The following is a 16704-nucleotide window of genomic DNA, read 5'->3' as shown; positions in this document are numbered from 1 at the left end:
AGAGGATGATCGACAGGCAATTTTGGCAAGGAAAACGTGTATTTGTGACTGGACATACCGGATTTAAGGGCTCCTGGCTCAGCATGTGGCTCCATTCGTTAGGCGCCGTGCTGACGGGTTATTCGCTAGCTCCGCCGACCCGCCCCAGCCTGTTCGAAGCCGGTAGGGTAGGCGGCTGTACGCGAACCGTTACAGGGGACGTTCGGCAGCTCGAACGCCTTGTGCGGACGATGGACGAAGCGAACCCGGACATCGTGATCCATATGGCCGCCCAGCCGCTGGTCAGAACAGGCTACCGGATGCCGGTGCAGACGTACGAGACGAATGTCATGGGGACAGTCCATCTGTTCGAAGCGGTGCGGATCGTTGCCAACGGGAAGCGGCGAATCAAGGCCGTCGTCCATGTGACGACCGACAAATGCTATGAGAATCAGGAATGGCCATGGGGCTACAGGGAGAGCGATCCGCTGGGCGGGCACGACCCGTATTCCAGCAGCAAGGCATGCTCCGAGCTGATTGCCGCCTGTTACCGCAGCTCCTATTTTTCTCCGGCGGCACATGCCTCCCACGGCGTCGCCGTCGCCTCGGCAAGGGCGGGCAACGTGATCGGGGGCGGCGACTGGGCGGCGGACAGGCTGCTTCCCGATTGCCTTCGCGCGCTGGCATGCGGCGAGCCTATCGAGCTTCGCCATCCCGGGGCTACCAGGCCGTGGCAGCATGTGCTGGAGCCGCTCTCCGGATATTTGCTGCTGGCGCAGCGGCTGTACGAGGAAGGCCCTGCGTATTCGGGCGGCTGGAATTTCGGCCCCGACGATCAGGACGTCCAGCCGGTCGAAAGCGTCGTGCGCAAGGTGTGCGAGATGTGGGGGGCGGGCACCGCTTACTCCGTTCAGCCAGGGGAGCATCCGCCCGAAGCGCACGCGCTCAAGCTGGACTGCTCCAAGGCGAAAAGCGAACTCGGCTGGTCCCCGAGATGGCGCCTGGATCAGGCGATCCGCAAGACGGTAGAGTGGACGAAGGCGTATCAAGCTGGTCAAGACGCCAGAGAGCTTTGTCTGGCGCAAATTGCGGAATACGATGCGTAAGCGATATATGGATATGGCGGGCGGCATGCCCGCGCCGCTTCCTGAAACCGCAAATGGCGCGCACAGCCGGTCGGCTGTGCGCGCCATTGATTGCCGGTTTATTGCTTGCCAAGGAAACCGTCCCTGAAGATGTTCATCAAATAATCGAGCGTAATCGGATCGCTGTAGCTGGATGACTCCGTATCGATCTCGATGACGCGGTTGTTTTTGACGGCCGGAATGCTCTTCCAGATCTCGCTGTTCATAAATTCGTTTGTGCCTGTCGCGCTTCTGCTAAGGACAATGAAATCGCCGGCGTACTCGGGCATGACTTCCTGCGACAGCGTGTAGTAGCCGGGGCCAAGCGCATCCTGCTTGACTTTCTCCGGCATGGCCAGGCCCATCGCCTGGTACAGAATCTCGGTGCCGCGCGCCCAATTGTTGCCAAGCACATAGAATTCCTTGGGGCCCGCTTCGAACACCGTCACGGACACATCGTCGCCGAATTTGGCTTTAATCTCTTGGCCCATCGCTGCGGTACGCTGTTTGAAAGCGTCGATCCACTGCTGCGCTTCCGCCTCCTTGTTCAGCAGCTTGCCGATCTCCCGCTGCTGCTCAAGGTAGTCCAGCTTGCCCCACGTGTACACGACAGTCGGTGCGATTTTGCCGAGCTCCTCGAGATTTTTCATGTGCGCGCCGGCGTAATCAGGTCGGGGTTTTGCGCCATGACGCTCTCCAGATTAGTCTCCGAGACGACGGCCACCCCTTTCAGTTGCTCAGAAAACAGCTTGTTCCCCATCGTCCACTCATCCACGCCGACCAGCTTGCCGCCCAGCGAGTAAACGTTCGTCCCATAGTCGAGGGCGACGATTCTCTGGGGATTGGCCGGAATTTCGAGCGGACCTGTCTCGGACTCGTAAGTGCGCGTACCGGATGTCTCGTTGGCGGCCGGCTGCGGCGTGTTGGCTCCCGGAGAAGAGGAAGAGTCCGCAGCCTTGCCGCACGCGCTCGCAATGACGACCAATAGCAGCAAGGCGATACTCGTCATGAAGGATGGTTTAACGTTCATGGGTACATATGTCCTCCTATCGGGCCATTCGGGCATTTCGGGCAATGCGAATCAATGATAATGATTATCATTAACAATCCGAGTTTCATTCTAGTAGATTCGCTGCTGGATGTCAATCCCGGCGATTGTTCGCGATCGTTGTGCTGCGAAGCTCATTCCGGGAGGTTGTGCCCGACGTGCAGCCCTGCCTGGCGGACTACCACCGTTTATCCGTGAACACGAACTGCCCGAACTGCGGCACCTTCAAGATGTCGTCTTTGCTTGCCGGCTTTCCGGCAGTATCGTATATATATTTGTAGAAATCGAGGTGAACCAGCACATTTTCCGTTAAAGCCCGCGGATCGCCGGGCGCCTCCCCTCCTGCGCCTTGCGCCGCTGCCGAGCGGAGATGATCGTTCAGAAATTGGGGATGGAGCGATAAATACAGCGTCGGTCGACAGCTCTTCAAATAAGCGTGCATGGCCGGAACCAACACGTATTCCCCCGCCTCGATATCCATCTTGACGAAGTTAACGTCGTGCATGCTGTGCTCCGCCAGCAATTCCTCGATCGTAGCCGCTCTAACATCGTAATATTCGTCGGAGAGGGTGGAGAGCAGGCTGGATTGGGAGCTGCCGAAGGCGTCCCGCTTATACAGCCGCGCAGTTCCGGACACGGCAGACACGGCGGCATGAATGCACGTTACCTTCGGCTGGATATCGGGGTTTAACGACAAGTTTTCCTGCAGCTCCTGAAAATCGACGGGATCGGGCTCTACGGCGAATACATGCTTCGCCCTTTGAGCGCCGTACAGCACGGTCGGACCGATCCAGGCGCCGATATCGAGATAAGGGCGCTTGGGATGAAGGAAACGGTCGAAGATGGCAAAGGTATCCTCCTCCCAGGAGTTTCTCAGCATTTCGTGCCACACCCACATGCCCCAATCGTTTTTGGGCTTCACTTTAAATTGGGCTCCGTTTTTATGAATCACCATCTCATTCAAGCTCATGCTTGTTCATCTCCTTTAGCGGATGCCGGCATGCGCCAGCAAGCGCAGCAGCTTGGCCGGATCGACCCGAATGTTTCTCGTCCAGATGTGCCAATCCAAATGCAGCTTCGGCAAATCCGGCAGCTGCGCGGTTTCTTCCTCGCAAATCATGTGATAGTATTGCAAGCCGGCGTATCGGCTGAATTTCCAGAAATCGGTGGAGACGAAGGAGCGGTTGGAAAACTCCATCACCTTCGTTCCCGGGCGGCAGAACACGACATTGGCCAGCCCGGCGCCAAGCGGAGCGACAATGACCTGGGCCGAGGCGAAGAGTCTCATTTTGTCTTTGAATGATAAAGGGCCGAGCACGACCTTGCGGAAGCCGAGGGGGCCGAGCGCCTGCATTACCTCGTCCTCGTTCACTACATGCCGGTATGCGGAATCTTCCCGGCTGACGTAAATTCGATCGTATCCGGCCAGCGGAGCGATCTTCTGGCTGTCCCGGAATGATCGGCGCAAAAAATCGAACACCCATCCCGGATACCCGAGCCGGTTCGGAATCGAAGCGACGACCAGCCTTTTGGCCTCCAAATGAAACGTATCGCTGGTAAAGACGATCTGACTTTCCGGTATGCCGAGCATCCTCAGCGTCTCCAGCTGGTACGGATGGGCCAGTCCGCCGTTTACGATATATTGGCCAATGGCGATGCCGCTCCTCTGCAGCAGATGAAGGCGGGGCAAAATATCGAACAGCCAGTGTGCATAATTGTTGTAGGAAATCCAGGCCAGCGTCGCCACCGTTTCCTCGCTGCGGACAACAGGGGGCAGCTCCGCCGCGTGGAATACCTCGTTGCTCTCCGGCGGCCTGGCATCCGATACGTCCCATAACAGCTTGTTGTCGGGACTGATCACGCTTCCGTTCAGCCCCCACACCCGCCCGTTCGGAACGATGGCGACGAAGGCCTGGCGAACGGGAAACTCTCCCTGCCACTGGGGCGGGTCGATGCCTTCAGGCTCCGCGAGCAGGACCGTTTCGTCCTCATAGAGCGGCATCAGCAAGTCCTGCTCCAGGGAGGCGCCGGCTGCGGATTGCCGGACCCATTCCCTGGTCTCAAGATAGTATCCGTCGGGAGGCTGACGTTTCTTCCCGGAATCGTCCATCCGTTTCACCTCGCAGCGCAGTCTATCAATCTATCATGCATAGTATTCCTGAACCCCAACGATTGACAGGGCGGCTGCCTCGCCCATCTATTTTCTATGCTTGTCAGTGGCAAGCTGCGCTCTGCGGCCATATACTGCATTGATATTCTTTCATGAAAAAAGGTGATGGATGTGTCCGCGTCACGCTGTCGTTTCTGCCATCATCCGCTGACGCATCGCTTTGCGGATTTGGGCATGTCTCCGCTCGCCAATTCGTATGTGCGTCCGGAAGCGCTGAAGGACAAGGAAGCTTATTACCCGCTACATGCCTTCGTCTGCGATCGATGCTTTCTCGTTCAATTGGAGGCGTTCGAGCCTCCCGAGACGATTTTCGGCGATTACGCTTATTTCAGCTCGTATTCGGACAGCTGGCTGGACCATGCCCGGCAATATGTCGAGATGATGATCCCGCGCTTCGGCTACGGCGCTCAATCGCAAATCGTCGAAATTGCCAGCAATGACGGCTATCTTCTGCAATACTTCAGCAAGCGCGGTATTCCGGCGCTCGGCATCGAACCGGCCGCCAACGTCGCCCGCGCAGCCGAGCGCAAAGGGATTCGAACGGATGTCGCCTTCTTCGGCGTGCAGACAGCCCGGCGGCTCGCTGCCGAGGGCATTCGCCCCGACCTGATCGTAGCCAACAATGTGCTGGCGCATGTCCCCGATCTGCACGATTTCGTGCAGGGGCTCAAGTTGCTGCTCAAGCCGGATGGCGTCATCACGATCGAGGTTCCCCATCTGATGAAGCTGATGCAGGGCAATCAGTTCGATACGATCTATCACGAGCATTTCTCGTATTTCTCGCTGCTTGTGCTCATCCGCATTTTCGAGTTCCACGAGCTGGCGGTCTTCGATGTCGAGCAGCTTCCTACGCACGGAGGCTCGCTGCGCATCTTCGCCAAGCATCGGCGGGACACGGGCAAGCCGGCAACGCGCCATGTCGCCGATCTGGTGAAGAAGGAGGTCCGCTTCGGCCTGCTGCAGCTCGAACGCTATGCCGACTTCCACCGCAAGGTCAAGGAAACGCGGCTGGACGTGCTGCGATTTTTCATAAAGGCGCGGCGATCCGGCAAGCGCATTGCCGCTTACGGCGCTCCGGCCAAGGGCAATACGCTGCTCAATTACTGCGGAATCGGGGCTGACGATATCGAATATACGGTGGACCGCAACCCGCATAAGCAGGGGCTGTACTTGCCAGGCTCCCGCATTCCCATCAAGCCGCCGGAGGCGATCATGGAGACGAAGCCGGATTATGTGCTTATTTTGCCCTGGAATTTGAAGGAAGAGATTATGGAGCAGATGGGCGGCATTCGCGATTGGGGCGGCAAATTCGTTACCGCCATTCCGAGAATCGCCGTGACGGAGGCTGCCGATGGGCCGGGGCGGCGCTAGGACGGCGCTCGTTACGGGCGGCAGCGGATATGTCGGCTCGCATGTCGCCAGACGGCTCATTCGTTCAGGCTGGGACGTCCATCTGATCGTCCGCCGGCAGTCGAAGCTGGAGCCGCTGCAGGACATCCTGCCCCGGGCGGTGGTTCACATCCATGACGGTTCGACAGAGGCGCTGCTGAAGACGGTGGACCGGGTTCGCCCGGACGTTGTGTTCCATCTGGCCGCTTCGTGCATCCTGCAGCACAGGCCTGAGCATATCGTGCCGATGCTCGGCAGCAATATCGTATTCGGCACCCAGCTAGTAGAGGCGATGACGGCTAGCGGGGTTCACTGCCTCGTCAATACGGGGACGGCATCGCAGCATTGGGGCAACAGCGATTACAATCCCGCTACCTTGTACGCCGCCACGAAGCAGGCGTTCGAGACCCTGCTCGTATACTATGCGGAGACGACGCCGCTGAAGGCCATCACGCTGAAGCTGTACGATACGTACGGGCCCGGCGATTTCCGGCCGAAGCTGCTGCCTGCCCTGCTGCACCGGGAAGATGGGGCCCGTCTTCCGCTGTCGCCGGGCGGGCAGTGGATGGATATGGTCTATATCGACGATGTGGCGGAGGCGTATCTGGTTGCGGCAGAGCGTCTATTGAGCGCAGGCGCCGCCGGCCTGGAGCATTATGCGGTCAGCTCGGGCAAGCCGGTTACGCTGAAGGAGCTGATCGCCGTCTTCGAGCGGGTGTCGGGCCGGAAGCTGGCGGTCGATTGGGGCGCGCTGCCTTACCGGCCGCGCGAAGCGATGGTCCATTGGAGCCGGGGAGCGCGGCTGCCGGGCTGGCAGCCGGCGACGGAGCTGGAAGAAGGCATCCGGCGCATGCTGGGCCTGGGGTGAAGATCTTTTTATGCCGCGGAAAGGGGGGGGATCATGACGCAAATCGTCTGGAACGGGAGCATTATGGACTTTACCGGATACAGCAAGGCAGCCAGAGAATATATTTTGGGGCTGCACGAGCTGGGCGTCGATGTCAAAATCGAACCGGACCCGAACAATCTGCTTTCCGTCGAGCTGCCTGCAGGCGAGGAGCAGGTGCTTCGGACCTTGATGGAGAAGCCGGAAGCGGGCGGACGAACTGTCTGTATTTCGCATGACCTTCCGGATTATTGGGAGACGGGGGCCGATATATCGATCGGCTTCACCTATTGGGAGACGTCGCGCATTCCGCCCAAATGGACGCGCAAAATTCAGGCCGTCGACGCGGTATTTTTGCCGAGCCGGCACAATATCGACGTATTCCGGCAATCCGGCGTGCAGGCGCCTCTCTTCCATATTCGTCCCTGCTTGTCGCGCCCGAATCCGGCTTCTGCGGACGCGGTTCCCGGTTATGTGGCGAAGCTGCCGCCTTTCCGCTTCTTGTCCGTCTGTTCGTGGATTCAGCGCAAAGGCTGCGACGTGCTGCTGCAGGCGTTCTGGGAGCAGTTCGCCGGCAGAGACGACGTCGCCCTCGTGATCAAAACGGTCGGCTCGGCAAAGCTCGGCCATGAGATCGATGAGCTGAAAGCCCGCCTGCAGGCTCCCGCCGACACCGCTCCCGTCTATGTGGACACCCAGATTCGGAGCGAGGCCGAGATGGACGCTTTGTACCGCAGCTGCCACGCCTTCGTGCTGCCTACCCGCGGGGAAGGGGTCGGCTATCCGATGCTTGATGCGGCCGTCCGCGGGCTGCCGATCATCGCGACCGGCTGGGGCGGGCATCTGGATTTTCTGGATGAGCGCAACAGCTTTCTTGTGCCCTATCGTCTCGTTCCCGTGCCGCCGCAGCCGTATTACTACGGTTACCGGTCCGATCAGCTGTGGGCCGAGCCTTCGCTGGACGGCTTGAAGCGGCAGATGCAGCACGTGCTCGACCATTACGAGGAGGCGGTTGCCAAAGGAGCGATGCTGCAAAGCTATGTCGAACAGCATTTGACGCGGCGGAAGGCGGCGGAAGATATCGCGGCGGCTGTTTGCCGGCTGACAGGCCTTCGTCTCGTTTGATGCTGGCCGAGGGAACGGGTGCCGTGTCTCTTGCCGTTTCTCCGAATAATATATTTATAGAAGGAGAAACAGCAAGGGGGGAGTGTTATGGAACAGCAACCGGTGGCCCGTCCTCTGGTCAGCGTCGTCATCCCGACGCTGAACGGCTCCAGGTTGACGGAGCGGTGTCTCAGCAGCTTCGCCCGCACCGTCCAGGGGATCGATTGCGAGCTGATCGTCGTTGACGACGGCAGCGGGGAGGAGGAGAAGGAGCGGCTGCGCGCGCTTGCTGCGGCCTATGGCAGCAGACTGATCGAGCTGCCCCGGCGAAGCGGTTTCGCCAGGGCGGTGAATGCCGGGCTGCGCGCAGCGGCCGGGCAGCATCTCTTGCTGCTGAACAACGATATTTATTTCCACGAACCGGATTGGCTGGATGCGATGCTGCAGACGATGCGGGAGGGGCGGAGGGTCGGCATTGTCGGCTGTCGCCTGCTCTATTCGGATTGGACGATACAGCACGGCGGTGGCGCGCTGTCCCTTGAGGAGGGGCATATTCATCTGCACAGGGGCAAGCCTGCCGATGCGCCGGAGGCCGGCCTCAGCTACAACGCGGTATCCGTGACCGGAGCGGTTATGCTGGTTCGCCGCGAAGTAACGGACGACATCGGATTGTTGAGCGAGGACTATCCGCTGTCCTACGAGGATGTCGATTTCTGTCTTCGCGCAAGGAAGGCCGGCTGGAGGGTCGTCTATTGCGGCCGGGCGGCAGCGATCCATGACGAAGGGTCGACGCGGGGCATGACGCTGGCAGACAAGCCTGCGGCGTGGCATGCGGAGGAGCAGCAATCGTACCGCCTTTTCTGGAGCCGCTGGGCGGACGATGAATTCATCGCTCTGACGCCGTCGGAGCTGGAGGGGATCGCGGATGAGTCATGAAGACGAATTTACGGGACGCTACATGGACGGATGGGTGTCCAGACGGTTTGTCGCGACGCTGCGCGGCATCCGGCAGCCGTCGCCGCTTGTGCTTTACGGACGCCGGTATCCTTGGCCGGAGCGGCTCACGGTAAGCCTGTTTGTGAACGGCGAGCTGGTTGGACAGGCAGAGGTCGAGGAAGGCGAATTCACGATACAGGCGACGATCGGGCCGCTGGCCAGAGGAAAGCTGGAGGTCGTCTCCAGCGCAACGTTCGTTCCGAAGGAGATCGGCCTGAACGAGGACGTGAGAAGCCTGGCCTTCCTGCTCGACGATATCGTCATTCCCGATATGCCCGACTGGATTAATCCGTATCAGCATTTGTTCGACTTCGAGCCGGGAAGAATGATTTACTATATGGATGAAGAACTGTGGGATCGGATCGTCTTCGCGTTGGACCCCGCCTATCGCATTCCCGACCGGGAGCTGCTGAGTCCGCTTCAGGCCCCGCCGCTGCCAGGCGGCAAGGCGCGGGCCGCCGCAGCGGGCACGGTCAGCGGCATGCTGTACGACAAGTTTTCCGGGCGGCCGGTCGGCGAGGGGAGCGTGCGGCTGATCGTTCGCGGCGGCGCGCCGGCTCGGGAGACGAAGCCGAACCGGCAAGGAGAGTACGCGTTCGGCGGCCTGCCGCCCGGCGAATGCATCGTGACAGCGCGAGCGGAAGGTTACGGAGAGCAGACGATCGTTGTCGCCGCCCGGGAGGGCCGCCGCACGATCCATATTCCGCTGCTTCCACTCTCGTGAGCGGTCCAACAATCGGGGGCCCGGAAGGGCCTTCTTCGGGCGGGAGGGAATCCTATGAACATCTTGCTGGCGACCTTCTGGTATTTGCCGCATGTCGGCGGCGTGGATACGTATTTGAAGGTATTGACCAAAGGGCTGGAGCAGCGCGGGCATCGCGTCGACGTGTGCGCGCACCATCCCGATATGAACCATCTTTATTTGCTGAACGGGCGGCGTAAGCTCGCCAAAAAACCGGTGCTGTTCCCGCTGCATGAGCTGTTGATGGATCATTTCGACAAGTGCGTGCCGGAAGCGGACTCATGGATTCGCTATCGGGAAGCCGAGCGGTATACGTTCGAGCTTGTCTCGACGCAGTTCGGGCTTGACGGCTACGATCTCATTCATACGCACGATATTTTGTCAACCAGAGCGATCGCCCGCGTCAAGCCGCAAGGGATGCCGCATGTCGCGACCATTCACGGCCTGCTGCTGGAGGAGTATCTCGTTACAGGGGAAATTGTGGGCGAAGACTCGATAAGATGGCGCTACAGCCTGAACGAGGAGCGCCTTGGAGCTTCGTCCGCGGACATAACGATCTTGCCCAGCGAATGGCTGCACAGGGAATATATGAACCGCATCGGCGCGCCCGGCGAGCGGCTGACCGTCATTCCTTACGGGCTGGATACGCAGGCGATCATCGCGGAGCTGGAGCGCATCCCGCGGGAGCCGAGGCAGAGCGGCAAGACGCTGATGATATGCCCTGCGAGATTGGTCGCTTACAAGGGCCAGCGCTATTTGATCGAGGCGCTGGGCAAGCTGAAGCGGGAACGGGACGATTTCGTCTGCCAGTTCGCCGGCGACGGCCCCGCCCGGGAAGAGCTCGCGCGATTGGCCGAGGAATTGGGGCTTAAGCGGCATGTGCAGTTTTTGGGCAACCGCAGCGATATTATGCGCCTGTACAAGCAGGCCGATCTCTTCGTGCTGCCGACGTTAGTAGAGAACCATTCCCTGGCGATTATGGAGGCGCAGCTCGCCGGGCTGCCCGTCATTGCGACGCGCGCCGGCGGCAATTCCGAGCTGATCGTGCCGGATCATACCGGGGTGCTGGTGGACCCGGCCGACGCGGACCAGCTATTTGAGGCGCTGCGGTCCTTGATGAACGATGGGGAGCGGAGGCGCCGCCTGGCGGCAACCGGGCAAGCGTGGGCGCGCAAATATTGGCACCCGCGCAACATGCTCGAGAGGACGCTGCGCGTATACGAGCAGGCCGCCGGCATGAAGCACGGACAATAACGACAAATTTCCGGCTGTAGATAGGGGGGACTTACGTTGACGATATCGGATAAGCCGTTGCCGCTGCCGGCCGGCTATTACCGGACGACGGAGGAATGGGCGGCCGTTTGGAGCCCGCGCGGAAACGAAGCTCAGGCCGCCTATCTGGAGCTTTATAAGACGCATCGCAGCGCTTTTCGCAGGCCTGTGGGGCTCGACGACGAAATCCCGCAGGAATTCCATGATCGAGATCATCAGAGCGCGTTCGTCGCCGTCATCCCCGGCGGCAGACTGTGGGGAGCGAAGGGAGCCGTGATCGCCCCGGACAATCGGCTGCTGTTCGACGTGTCTCTGGAGCTGTGGGGAGAGGAGCCGGAGCGGCATTCCGTATTCCGCCAGCCAGGCCTGCCCCCGGTCCGCCGCTTTCGCGAGACGTGGGGCGTCCTGACTTATACGGCCAGCGATTTTTATTTTCATTGGATGCTCGACGTGCTTCCCCGCATCGCATTGATCCGCCAAACCGGCATCGCGCCCGACAAGTACGTCGTCAATACGCATGCGGCTTCGCTGCTGCCCTTTCAGGACGAGACGCTGGCGATGATCGGCATTCCTCCGGAGGCCAGGGTCGTGATGAGCGGTCAAGATCATCTGCAGGCCGAGCGGCTGCTGGTGCCTTCCTTGATCGGCGTCCGCTCCCATTATCCCGAGTGGGCGATCGCCTCTGTGCGCGCGGCGTTCGCTGCTTATATGAACGAGCCGCAAGACAGCGAATTCGCGAAAATTTATGTGAGCCGGGAGGACGCCCAATACCGCAACGTTACCAACGAGGAGCAGGTCGCGGACTTTCTGGCGAAATACGGCTACAAGAAGATTGTGCCGAGCGAATGGACGGTCAAGGAGCAAATCCATATCTTCGCGTCGGCCCGCAGGATCGTCGCCCCCCACGGCTCCAACTTGACCAATCTGCTGTTCTGCCGGCCGGGGGCGCAGGTGCTTGAAATCTTCTCGCCGCACTATATCAACGCGATCTATTGGGTGCTGAGCAACCATGCCCGGCTCGACTACTATTATGTGCTGGGCAGCAAAAGACCGAGGCCGAGGAGCTTGTTCGAGATGGAGAAAATGCAGGGAAAGAACCGGGAGCAGCTCGATATCGAGGTCGATCTGGATCGCCTCGGGCAAATGATGAGGCGGGCCGGAATGGAGGCGTGACATCGTTCTAAAAATCGCAAACGGCCGTACAATGAAAGCATAGGGTGCCATTACTTACCGGGAAGGAGCGAGCCTATGCATTCCCGCATTGTTGTCGGCCTGCCCGCTTATAACGAGGAGGACAGCCTCGGCCCGCTGCTGAACCAACTGATCGGGCTTCGGAGGCGCTTCGGAGCCCGGCTCGAAATCGTGGTCGTGAACGACGGCAGCACTGACCGAACCGCCGACATCGTTTACGCTTACTGCCGCGCTTATCCGTTCGTCCGCTATGTGGAACACGAGCGAAACAGAGGGCTCGGGGCGGCGGTCCGCACGCTGCTGTCATACGTCGTGCGCCATTACGATTCCGCCGATTTGCTGGTGACGATGGACGCCGACAATACGCATCCGCCGCACCTGATCCCGTCGCTCGTCGCCAAGATGAATGAAGGGCGGCTGGACGTAGCGATCGCCTCCCGTTTTGCGCCGGGAGGCGAGGTCTGCGGCTTATCCTGGCGTCGCCGCATGTACAGCCGGGGCGCTGCGCTGTTTTTCACGCTTTTTTTTCCGATCACGCACGTTCGGGATTATTCGAGCGGCTTTCGCTGCTACCGCATCGGTTATTTGAAGCGCGTATCGACGCAGTGGGGCGGCGAGCTGATCACCGGCAGCGGCTTCGAGTGCATGGCCGAGCTGCTGGCCCGCTTCAGCCGGGTCGGCGTGCGCGCAGGGGAAGTTCCGCTGGTGCTCAGGTACGACCTTAAGACCGGACCAAGCAAGATGCATGCGGCCAGAACGATCCGCGGTTATTTCCGGCTGCTGGGCGAGATGAGAGCGCTGCCGAAGCCGCCCGGGACCGCAAGATGAGGGAGAGGGAACGGAAGAAGGCATGTCCAGACACGCATGGCTGACGCTATCGATTTTTGCCGTTGTCTTCGCCTTAAGGCTGCCATATTTGTCCGATTCGCCCTTCGAGTATCAGTCGTGGAGGCAATCGGATACGGAAGCGATCGCCCGGCTGTTCGCCGAGCACGGCCTCGGCCTGATCCCGCAGCTCAACTACGACGGGCCGCTGCCGAATTACGCGCAGCTCGAGCTGCAGCTCACCACATGGCTGATTGCTCTCTTGTATCAGGCGTTCGGTCCCGATTATGCGCTGGCCCGCATCGTTCCCGTCGCCTTCTTCATGGGCTCGGCGGCATTCGTATACGCCATCGGCCGCTTGTACATGACGCCTGCCGCCGCCGGATGGGCGCTCTTGCTGTACGGAATATTGCCGGTCAACGTGCTCTTCTCCCGGGCGATTATGCCGGAGTCGGCCGCGTTGTTTTTTTCCGCCGCCGCCTTCTATCTATTTGCCCGCTGGCTGCAGGAGCGCCGCCTGCGGCTGTTGCTGCTTGCGGCCGGATGTCTGGCGATGACCGCCCTGATCAAGCTTCCCGCCGCTTTCATCGGCGTCGCCATGTTCCTGATGGCTTGCCGTGAGCTCGGCCGCAAAATGCTTGCGATGCCGCAGCTGTGGCTCTTCGCCTTCGTCTCCGCCATTCCGCCCGCGCTCTATTTTGCCTGGATAGGCCGCGTCGCCGAGCACCGTTTTGTCTCCGGCATTGCAGCCAAGCATATATGGCCGAAGATGTGGAGCGCGGCCGCTTCCGAGGAAGCGCGGCTGTTCTTCGCCGAGCAGCTTCCCCGAATGCTCACGGCCTCCGGGCTGCTGCTCGGCGCCGCGGGGGCGCTGCTGTTGCTGCGCGAACGCGAGCGGCAGCCGCTGCCGTTCTGGCTTGGGGCGATGGGACTTGAGCTTGCGGCGATTGTCGCCGTCATCCGCTTCGATTATTACTTGATCTTTCTCGGCCCTCCTGTCGCTTTATGCGCCGGCTATCTGCTCGCCCGCTGGACGCAGCGGCCGGGTCCGCTCGGAGCGGCCGCCGCAGCCCTGGCCGCCGCCTGCCTGGCAGTGCAGAGCTGGCATACTGTCGGGCCGCTCGTTCATGCGCAGCAATGGGACATGCTGCGGCAAGGGGAGGCGGTTCGCCGGGTCGCAGGCCGCAGCGAACTGATCGTAACCGGCATCAACGACCCTTCGCTGCTCAATGCCGCGCAGCGCCAGGGCTGGCGGCTGCGCAACGAAAGGCCGGACGATCCGATCGGGGAGCTGGGGGAGTACATTCGGCGGGGGGCCGTCCTGTTCGTTCCGCTGAAAGGCTATATCGAAGGGGATGACGGAACGCTCAGGCAGTATCTGGAGCGGCATTACGAGAAGCGCGAGCCGATTCCCGGCTATCCCGTTTACTGGCTGCGGGACGATTCGCCGGGCAGCTGGTCGAGCAAATAGCGGGCGTAGCCCATCGGATTGTCGTAGGTGGCTTTCCAGGCCTCGTGCATGCCCGCCAAGTGAAAGCTGTAGCGCTGATCCTTGCCGTTGCATTCGATGAACATGGGGAAGCCGTCCCGCGTTATGGCGATATCCAGTCCGACGTCGGCCAGCTCCGGCAGGCCGGCGCTCAGCCGATCGACGATGCGCAGGGAGAACATGGCGATGCCATTCATAATCTCCGCAGCGGGCAGCTCCGGGTATTCCTCCTGCAGGATGCGCTCGAGCGCACAGACGGACCCTCCTTGGGCGACATTCGTGATATAAGCGCCGCGGGCCGCGACCTTCGCCACCATGCCCGTCACTTTCCAGTGTCCTTCTCTGCCGCGCTGCACGGAGACGCGGATGTCAAATGGGCGCCCCTGGTATGTCGCCAAGGGCAGCCTCTGCTGAATAATATACCGTTGGCGGCGCATTCTTCCGAGCAGCAGAGCCGGGATGTTAGCGCCTCGGAACAGCAAAGTTTTCCACGATCGGTTGCTGGTGCTGACCGAAGCGGGATAAGTGAGCCGCCATCCGGATTGGCGGCGCTCCAGCTTCATGACGCCGCGGCCGATGCTGCTGCTGTCAGGCTTAATGATGAGCGCGTCGTACATATCCATCATCATGCGGAGCGCTGACGGGCTGGCCGCGACCGTGCCCGGCAGGTGCGGCCTGAGCTCATGGTCCTCCATCAGCAGACGGTGGATCATCAGCTTGCCGTAACGGTTCCGCCGGTTATACAGGCGCAAGCCGCCCGCGGTCAAAGCTGCGAGCTTGCGCTCATCGCTTTTTTTGGTGAAAATTCCCCGATTATGAACAACGGACGGGACCGGGACCGTGGTATGAACGTATTTGCCGTGCGCAGGAACGTAAGCTTTGACCTGCGTTTGTCCCGGCATGAGATCGCCGATGCGGATAAAACAGGGAACGAAGCCGTATCGCTGCGCCGACTCGACATAGAATGAGAGGTTCTCGTGCCCCGTACGGCCGCTCGGAATGCTCTGATACAGCTTCTCGCCTACCAGAATTCCTACGTAAGGACGATTCATGATTGCACACCCCATTCCAGATCTATGGCATTCGTTCAGGGCATTCGGATTGCTAGGATATGATATGTCCGCAGGCGTACATGCGTATAGTCAGGTGCGGTGCGCCCTGCAAAAAAATGGATAGGCCTTCGCCGGCCCCTGCCGGGTTCTTTCCGGCCCCGGATGAATACACTGGGACAGGAGCGGTTATGTCGTATAACAAAAGGAGGGTATCTGCCATGATCCGACCGGACGCGGCGATCATCACTCCGGGCACGTTCGCGATTCCTTCCGGAAAGAGCAGCTCCGTGGAAATCGTTATCGAGCGGCTTGCCAGACAACTGCATGAGATCGGCCAGCTGCAGGTAGCCGTTGTGGGTCGTCAAGGGAGGCTGCCGGCGGCCGAGTCGCGCGGAGGGATCACTTATATTCGCGTTCCCGCGCCGAGCCCTGCGGCTTATATCCGCGCCGTCAGCCGCAAGCTGCTCCGGCTCAAGCCGAAGCTTATTCAGGTGGATAACCGCCCGCGCTACGTTCGTTATTTGCGCAAGCGTCATCCGCAAGCCGCGATTTGGCTGATGCTCCATTCGATGACGTTCGTCTCCGGCAAGCATATCCGGCCGGCCGAGCTGAAGCGCTGTCTGGAGGCCGCCGACCGCATTGTAGTAAACAGCCGCTTTATGAAGGAGCAGCTGAGCCGGAAGGCGCCCGGCTGCTTGTCCAAAATCGCCGTCAATCATCTGGGGGTCGACTTGGCCAGCTATTATCCGAGGTGGACCCCTCAGGGGGAGGCGCTGTATCATTCCGTCAGGCAAAAGCTCGGGCTGCAGAACAAAAAAATCGTGCTGTACGCCGGTCGTCTTGTTCCGGACAAAGGCGTGCATCATCTGCTGGCCGCCATGCCGGCAATTGCAGAGCGGGTGCCCGAGGCGGTGCTTGTGGTGGTAGGCAGTGCCCGCGTCGGCTCCCGCAGGATTACGCCATATGTGCGGAAGCTGCATCGGATGGGCGGTCAGATGCCGCAGCATGTCCGCTTTATTCCCTTCGTGCCTCATTGCCGGATGGCTGATCTGTATGCGATGGCGGACTGTCTGGCCGTTCCCTCCGGTCCGAGGGAGGCGTTCGGCCTCGTTAACGTGGAAGCGATGGCTTCGGGCTTGCCGGTCGTTGCCGCGGATGCGGGCGGCATCAAGGAGATTGTGCGGGACGGAGAAACCGGGTATCTCTTATCGCAGGAGCGGCTGGAGCAGGAGCTGGCGGCGCGAATTGCGCAGGTGCTGTCTGACGGGGAGCTGGCTCTGCGCATGGGCGGAGCCGGGCGGCGTCTGGCCGGGGAGCTTTTTACTTGGGAAAGCATGGCCAGGAGATGGCTGAACGATTATTACCTCGCGGTCCGCTAGGGCCGTTATTGGCGCCTTTTTCGGCCTTGCAGGCCGCGGACGGCGCTTTTTGTTTGCT

Annotated in this window: 16 protein-coding genes; 11 read left to right on the top strand and 5 right to left on the bottom strand. The window is 60.6% G+C overall.

Going from position 1 to position 16704, the window contains the following annotated elements:
* Window positions 1-5: 5 nt before the first annotated feature.
* Complete coding sequence (gene rfbG, locus F591_RS0101715) at window positions 6-1085, top strand: CDP-glucose 4,6-dehydratase (RefSeq protein ID WP_019532852.1); 1080 nt, start codon at window positions 6-8, stop codon at window positions 1083-1085.
* A 98-nt stretch (window positions 1086-1183) separates the two neighbouring features.
* Here the strand turns inward: rfbG and F591_RS33485 are convergent, their stop codons facing one another.
* The 4 genes from F591_RS33485 to F591_RS0101700 all read right to left on the bottom strand — a co-directional run bounded on the left by F591_RS33485 (window position 1184) and on the right by F591_RS0101700 (window position 4261).
* The gene (locus tag F591_RS33485; RefSeq protein WP_425414338.1) at window positions 1184-1753 is read right to left on the bottom strand and encodes an ABC transporter substrate-binding protein; all 570 of its coding nucleotides are present in this window, start codon (window positions 1751-1753) and stop codon (window positions 1184-1186) included.
* On the bottom strand, window positions 1750-2133 hold the full coding sequence (locus tag F591_RS33480) for an ABC transporter substrate-binding protein (RefSeq protein ID WP_425414337.1): 384 nt from the start codon (window positions 2131-2133) through the stop codon (window positions 1750-1752). Before F591_RS33480 ends, F591_RS33485 begins: the two co-directional genes overlap by 4 nt.
* Before the next feature lie 196 nt (window positions 2134-2329).
* Complete coding sequence (locus F591_RS0101705) at window positions 2330-3121, bottom strand: FkbM family methyltransferase (protein ID WP_019532851.1); 792 nt, start codon at window positions 3119-3121, stop codon at window positions 2330-2332.
* 15 nt (window positions 3122-3136) lie between these two features.
* The gene (locus tag F591_RS0101700) at window positions 3137-4261 is read right to left on the bottom strand and encodes a glycosyltransferase family 61 protein (RefSeq protein ID WP_019532850.1); all 1125 of its coding nucleotides are present in this window, start codon (window positions 4259-4261) and stop codon (window positions 3137-3139) included.
* Between the two features lie 171 nt (window positions 4262-4432).
* Here F591_RS0101700 and F591_RS0101695 point away from each other — a divergent pair, with 171 nt between their 5' ends.
* From F591_RS0101695 to F591_RS0101655, 9 genes are all read left to right on the top strand, one after another.
* The gene (locus tag F591_RS0101695; protein WP_026326311.1) at window positions 4433-5692 is read left to right on the top strand and encodes a class I SAM-dependent methyltransferase; all 1260 of its coding nucleotides are present in this window, start codon (window positions 4433-4435) and stop codon (window positions 5690-5692) included.
* Window positions 5673-6578, top strand: a complete 906-nt coding sequence (locus F591_RS0101690) for an NAD-dependent epimerase/dehydratase family protein (RefSeq protein WP_019532848.1) — start codon at window positions 5673-5675, stop codon at window positions 6576-6578. Before F591_RS0101695 ends, F591_RS0101690 begins: the two co-directional genes overlap by 20 nt.
* A gap of 33 nt (window positions 6579-6611) precedes the next feature.
* Window positions 6612-7721 (top strand): glycosyltransferase family 4 protein, encoded by a 1110-nt coding sequence (locus tag F591_RS0101685; RefSeq protein ID WP_019532847.1) that lies wholly within the window; start codon window positions 6612-6614, stop codon window positions 7719-7721.
* A gap of 87 nt (window positions 7722-7808) precedes the next feature.
* A complete protein-coding gene (locus F591_RS27155; protein ID WP_019532846.1) occupies window positions 7809-8636 on the top strand; it encodes a glycosyltransferase family 2 protein in 828 nt (275 codons plus the stop codon).
* Complete coding sequence (locus F591_RS0101675) at window positions 8626-9420, top strand: carboxypeptidase-like regulatory domain-containing protein (RefSeq protein ID WP_019532845.1); 795 nt, start codon at window positions 8626-8628, stop codon at window positions 9418-9420. The genes F591_RS27155 and F591_RS0101675 overlap by 11 nt, the downstream gene beginning before the upstream one ends.
* Before the next feature lie 54 nt (window positions 9421-9474).
* Window positions 9475-10692, top strand: a complete 1218-nt coding sequence (locus F591_RS0101670) for a glycosyltransferase family 4 protein (RefSeq protein ID WP_019532844.1) — start codon at window positions 9475-9477, stop codon at window positions 10690-10692.
* 36 nt (window positions 10693-10728) lie between these two features.
* A complete protein-coding gene (locus F591_RS0101665; RefSeq protein ID WP_019532843.1) occupies window positions 10729-11883 on the top strand; it encodes a glycosyltransferase family 61 protein in 1155 nt (384 codons plus the stop codon).
* Between the two features lie 75 nt (window positions 11884-11958).
* Window positions 11959-12729 carry a glycosyltransferase family 2 protein gene (locus F591_RS0101660; protein WP_019532842.1) on the top strand — a complete coding sequence of 257 codons (771 nt, stop codon included), beginning with the start codon at window positions 11959-11961 and terminating at the stop codon, window positions 12727-12729.
* Window positions 12730-12751: 22 nt separating this feature from the next.
* Window positions 12752-14197, top strand: a complete 1446-nt coding sequence (locus F591_RS0101655; protein WP_019532841.1) for an ArnT family glycosyltransferase — start codon at window positions 12752-12754, stop codon at window positions 14195-14197.
* Here F591_RS0101655 and F591_RS0101650 read toward each other — a convergent pair.
* Window positions 14152-15267 (bottom strand): YheC/YheD family endospore coat-associated protein, encoded by a 1116-nt coding sequence (locus F591_RS0101650; protein WP_019532840.1) that lies wholly within the window; start codon window positions 15265-15267, stop codon window positions 14152-14154. The two genes, F591_RS0101655 and F591_RS0101650, sit on opposite strands and share 46 nt — an antisense overlap.
* Window positions 15268-15485: 218 nt before the next feature.
* Between F591_RS0101650 and F591_RS0101645 the strand changes: the two genes are divergently transcribed.
* Window positions 15486-16646: a glycosyltransferase family 4 protein gene (locus F591_RS0101645; protein ID WP_019532839.1), complete on the top strand. Its 1161-nt coding sequence runs from the start codon at window positions 15486-15488 to the stop codon at window positions 16644-16646.
* Window positions 16647-16704: the final 58 nt, after the last annotated feature.

This window comes from Paenibacillus ginsengihumi DSM 21568 (genome assembly GCF_000380965.1).
Taxonomy (GTDB): Bacteria; Bacillota; Bacilli; order Paenibacillales; family NBRC-103111; genus Paenibacillus_G; species Paenibacillus_G ginsengihumi.
This window is presented reverse-complemented; position numbering and strand designations above follow the sequence as displayed.

What these genes read in the sequence shown, in the direction of transcription:
- F591_RS0101660 (WP_019532842.1), top strand. Translation starts at nt 11,959, where the DNA reads ATGCATTCCCGCATTGTTGTCGGCCTGCCCGCTTATAACGAGGAGGAC.
- F591_RS0101655 (WP_019532841.1), top strand. Translation starts at nt 12,752, where the DNA reads ATGTCCAGACACGCATGGCTGACGCTATCGATTTTTGCCGTTGTCTTC.
- F591_RS0101705 (WP_019532851.1), bottom strand. Translation starts at nt 3,121, where the DNA reads ATGAGCTTGAATGAGATGGTGATTCATAAAAACGGAGCCCAATTTAAA.
- F591_RS0101670 (WP_019532844.1), top strand. Translation starts at nt 9,475, where the DNA reads ATGAACATCTTGCTGGCGACCTTCTGGTATTTGCCGCATGTCGGCGGC.
- F591_RS0101685 (WP_019532847.1), top strand. Translation starts at nt 6,612, where the DNA reads ATGACGCAAATCGTCTGGAACGGGAGCATTATGGACTTTACCGGATAC.
- F591_RS27155 (WP_019532846.1), top strand. Translation starts at nt 7,809, where the DNA reads ATGGAACAGCAACCGGTGGCCCGTCCTCTGGTCAGCGTCGTCATCCCG.
- F591_RS0101700 (WP_019532850.1), bottom strand. Translation starts at nt 4,261, where the DNA reads ATGGACGATTCCGGGAAGAAACGTCAGCCTCCCGACGGATACTATCTT.
- F591_RS0101645 (WP_019532839.1), top strand. Translation starts at nt 15,486, where the DNA reads ATGATCCGACCGGACGCGGCGATCATCACTCCGGGCACGTTCGCGATT.
- F591_RS0101650 (WP_019532840.1), bottom strand. Translation starts at nt 15,267, where the DNA reads ATGAATCGTCCTTACGTAGGAATTCTGGTAGGCGAGAAGCTGTATCAG.
- rfbG (WP_019532852.1), top strand. Translation starts at nt 6, where the DNA reads ATGATCGACAGGCAATTTTGGCAAGGAAAACGTGTATTTGTGACTGGA.
- F591_RS0101690 (WP_019532848.1), top strand. Translation starts at nt 5,673, where the DNA reads ATGGGCCGGGGCGGCGCTAGGACGGCGCTCGTTACGGGCGGCAGCGGA.
- F591_RS33480 (WP_425414337.1), bottom strand. Translation starts at nt 2,133, where the DNA reads ATGAACGTTAAACCATCCTTCATGACGAGTATCGCCTTGCTGCTATTG.
- F591_RS33485 (WP_425414338.1), bottom strand. Translation starts at nt 1,753, where the DNA reads ATGAAAAATCTCGAGGAGCTCGGCAAAATCGCACCGACTGTCGTGTAC.
- F591_RS0101675 (WP_019532845.1), top strand. Translation starts at nt 8,626, where the DNA reads ATGAGTCATGAAGACGAATTTACGGGACGCTACATGGACGGATGGGTG.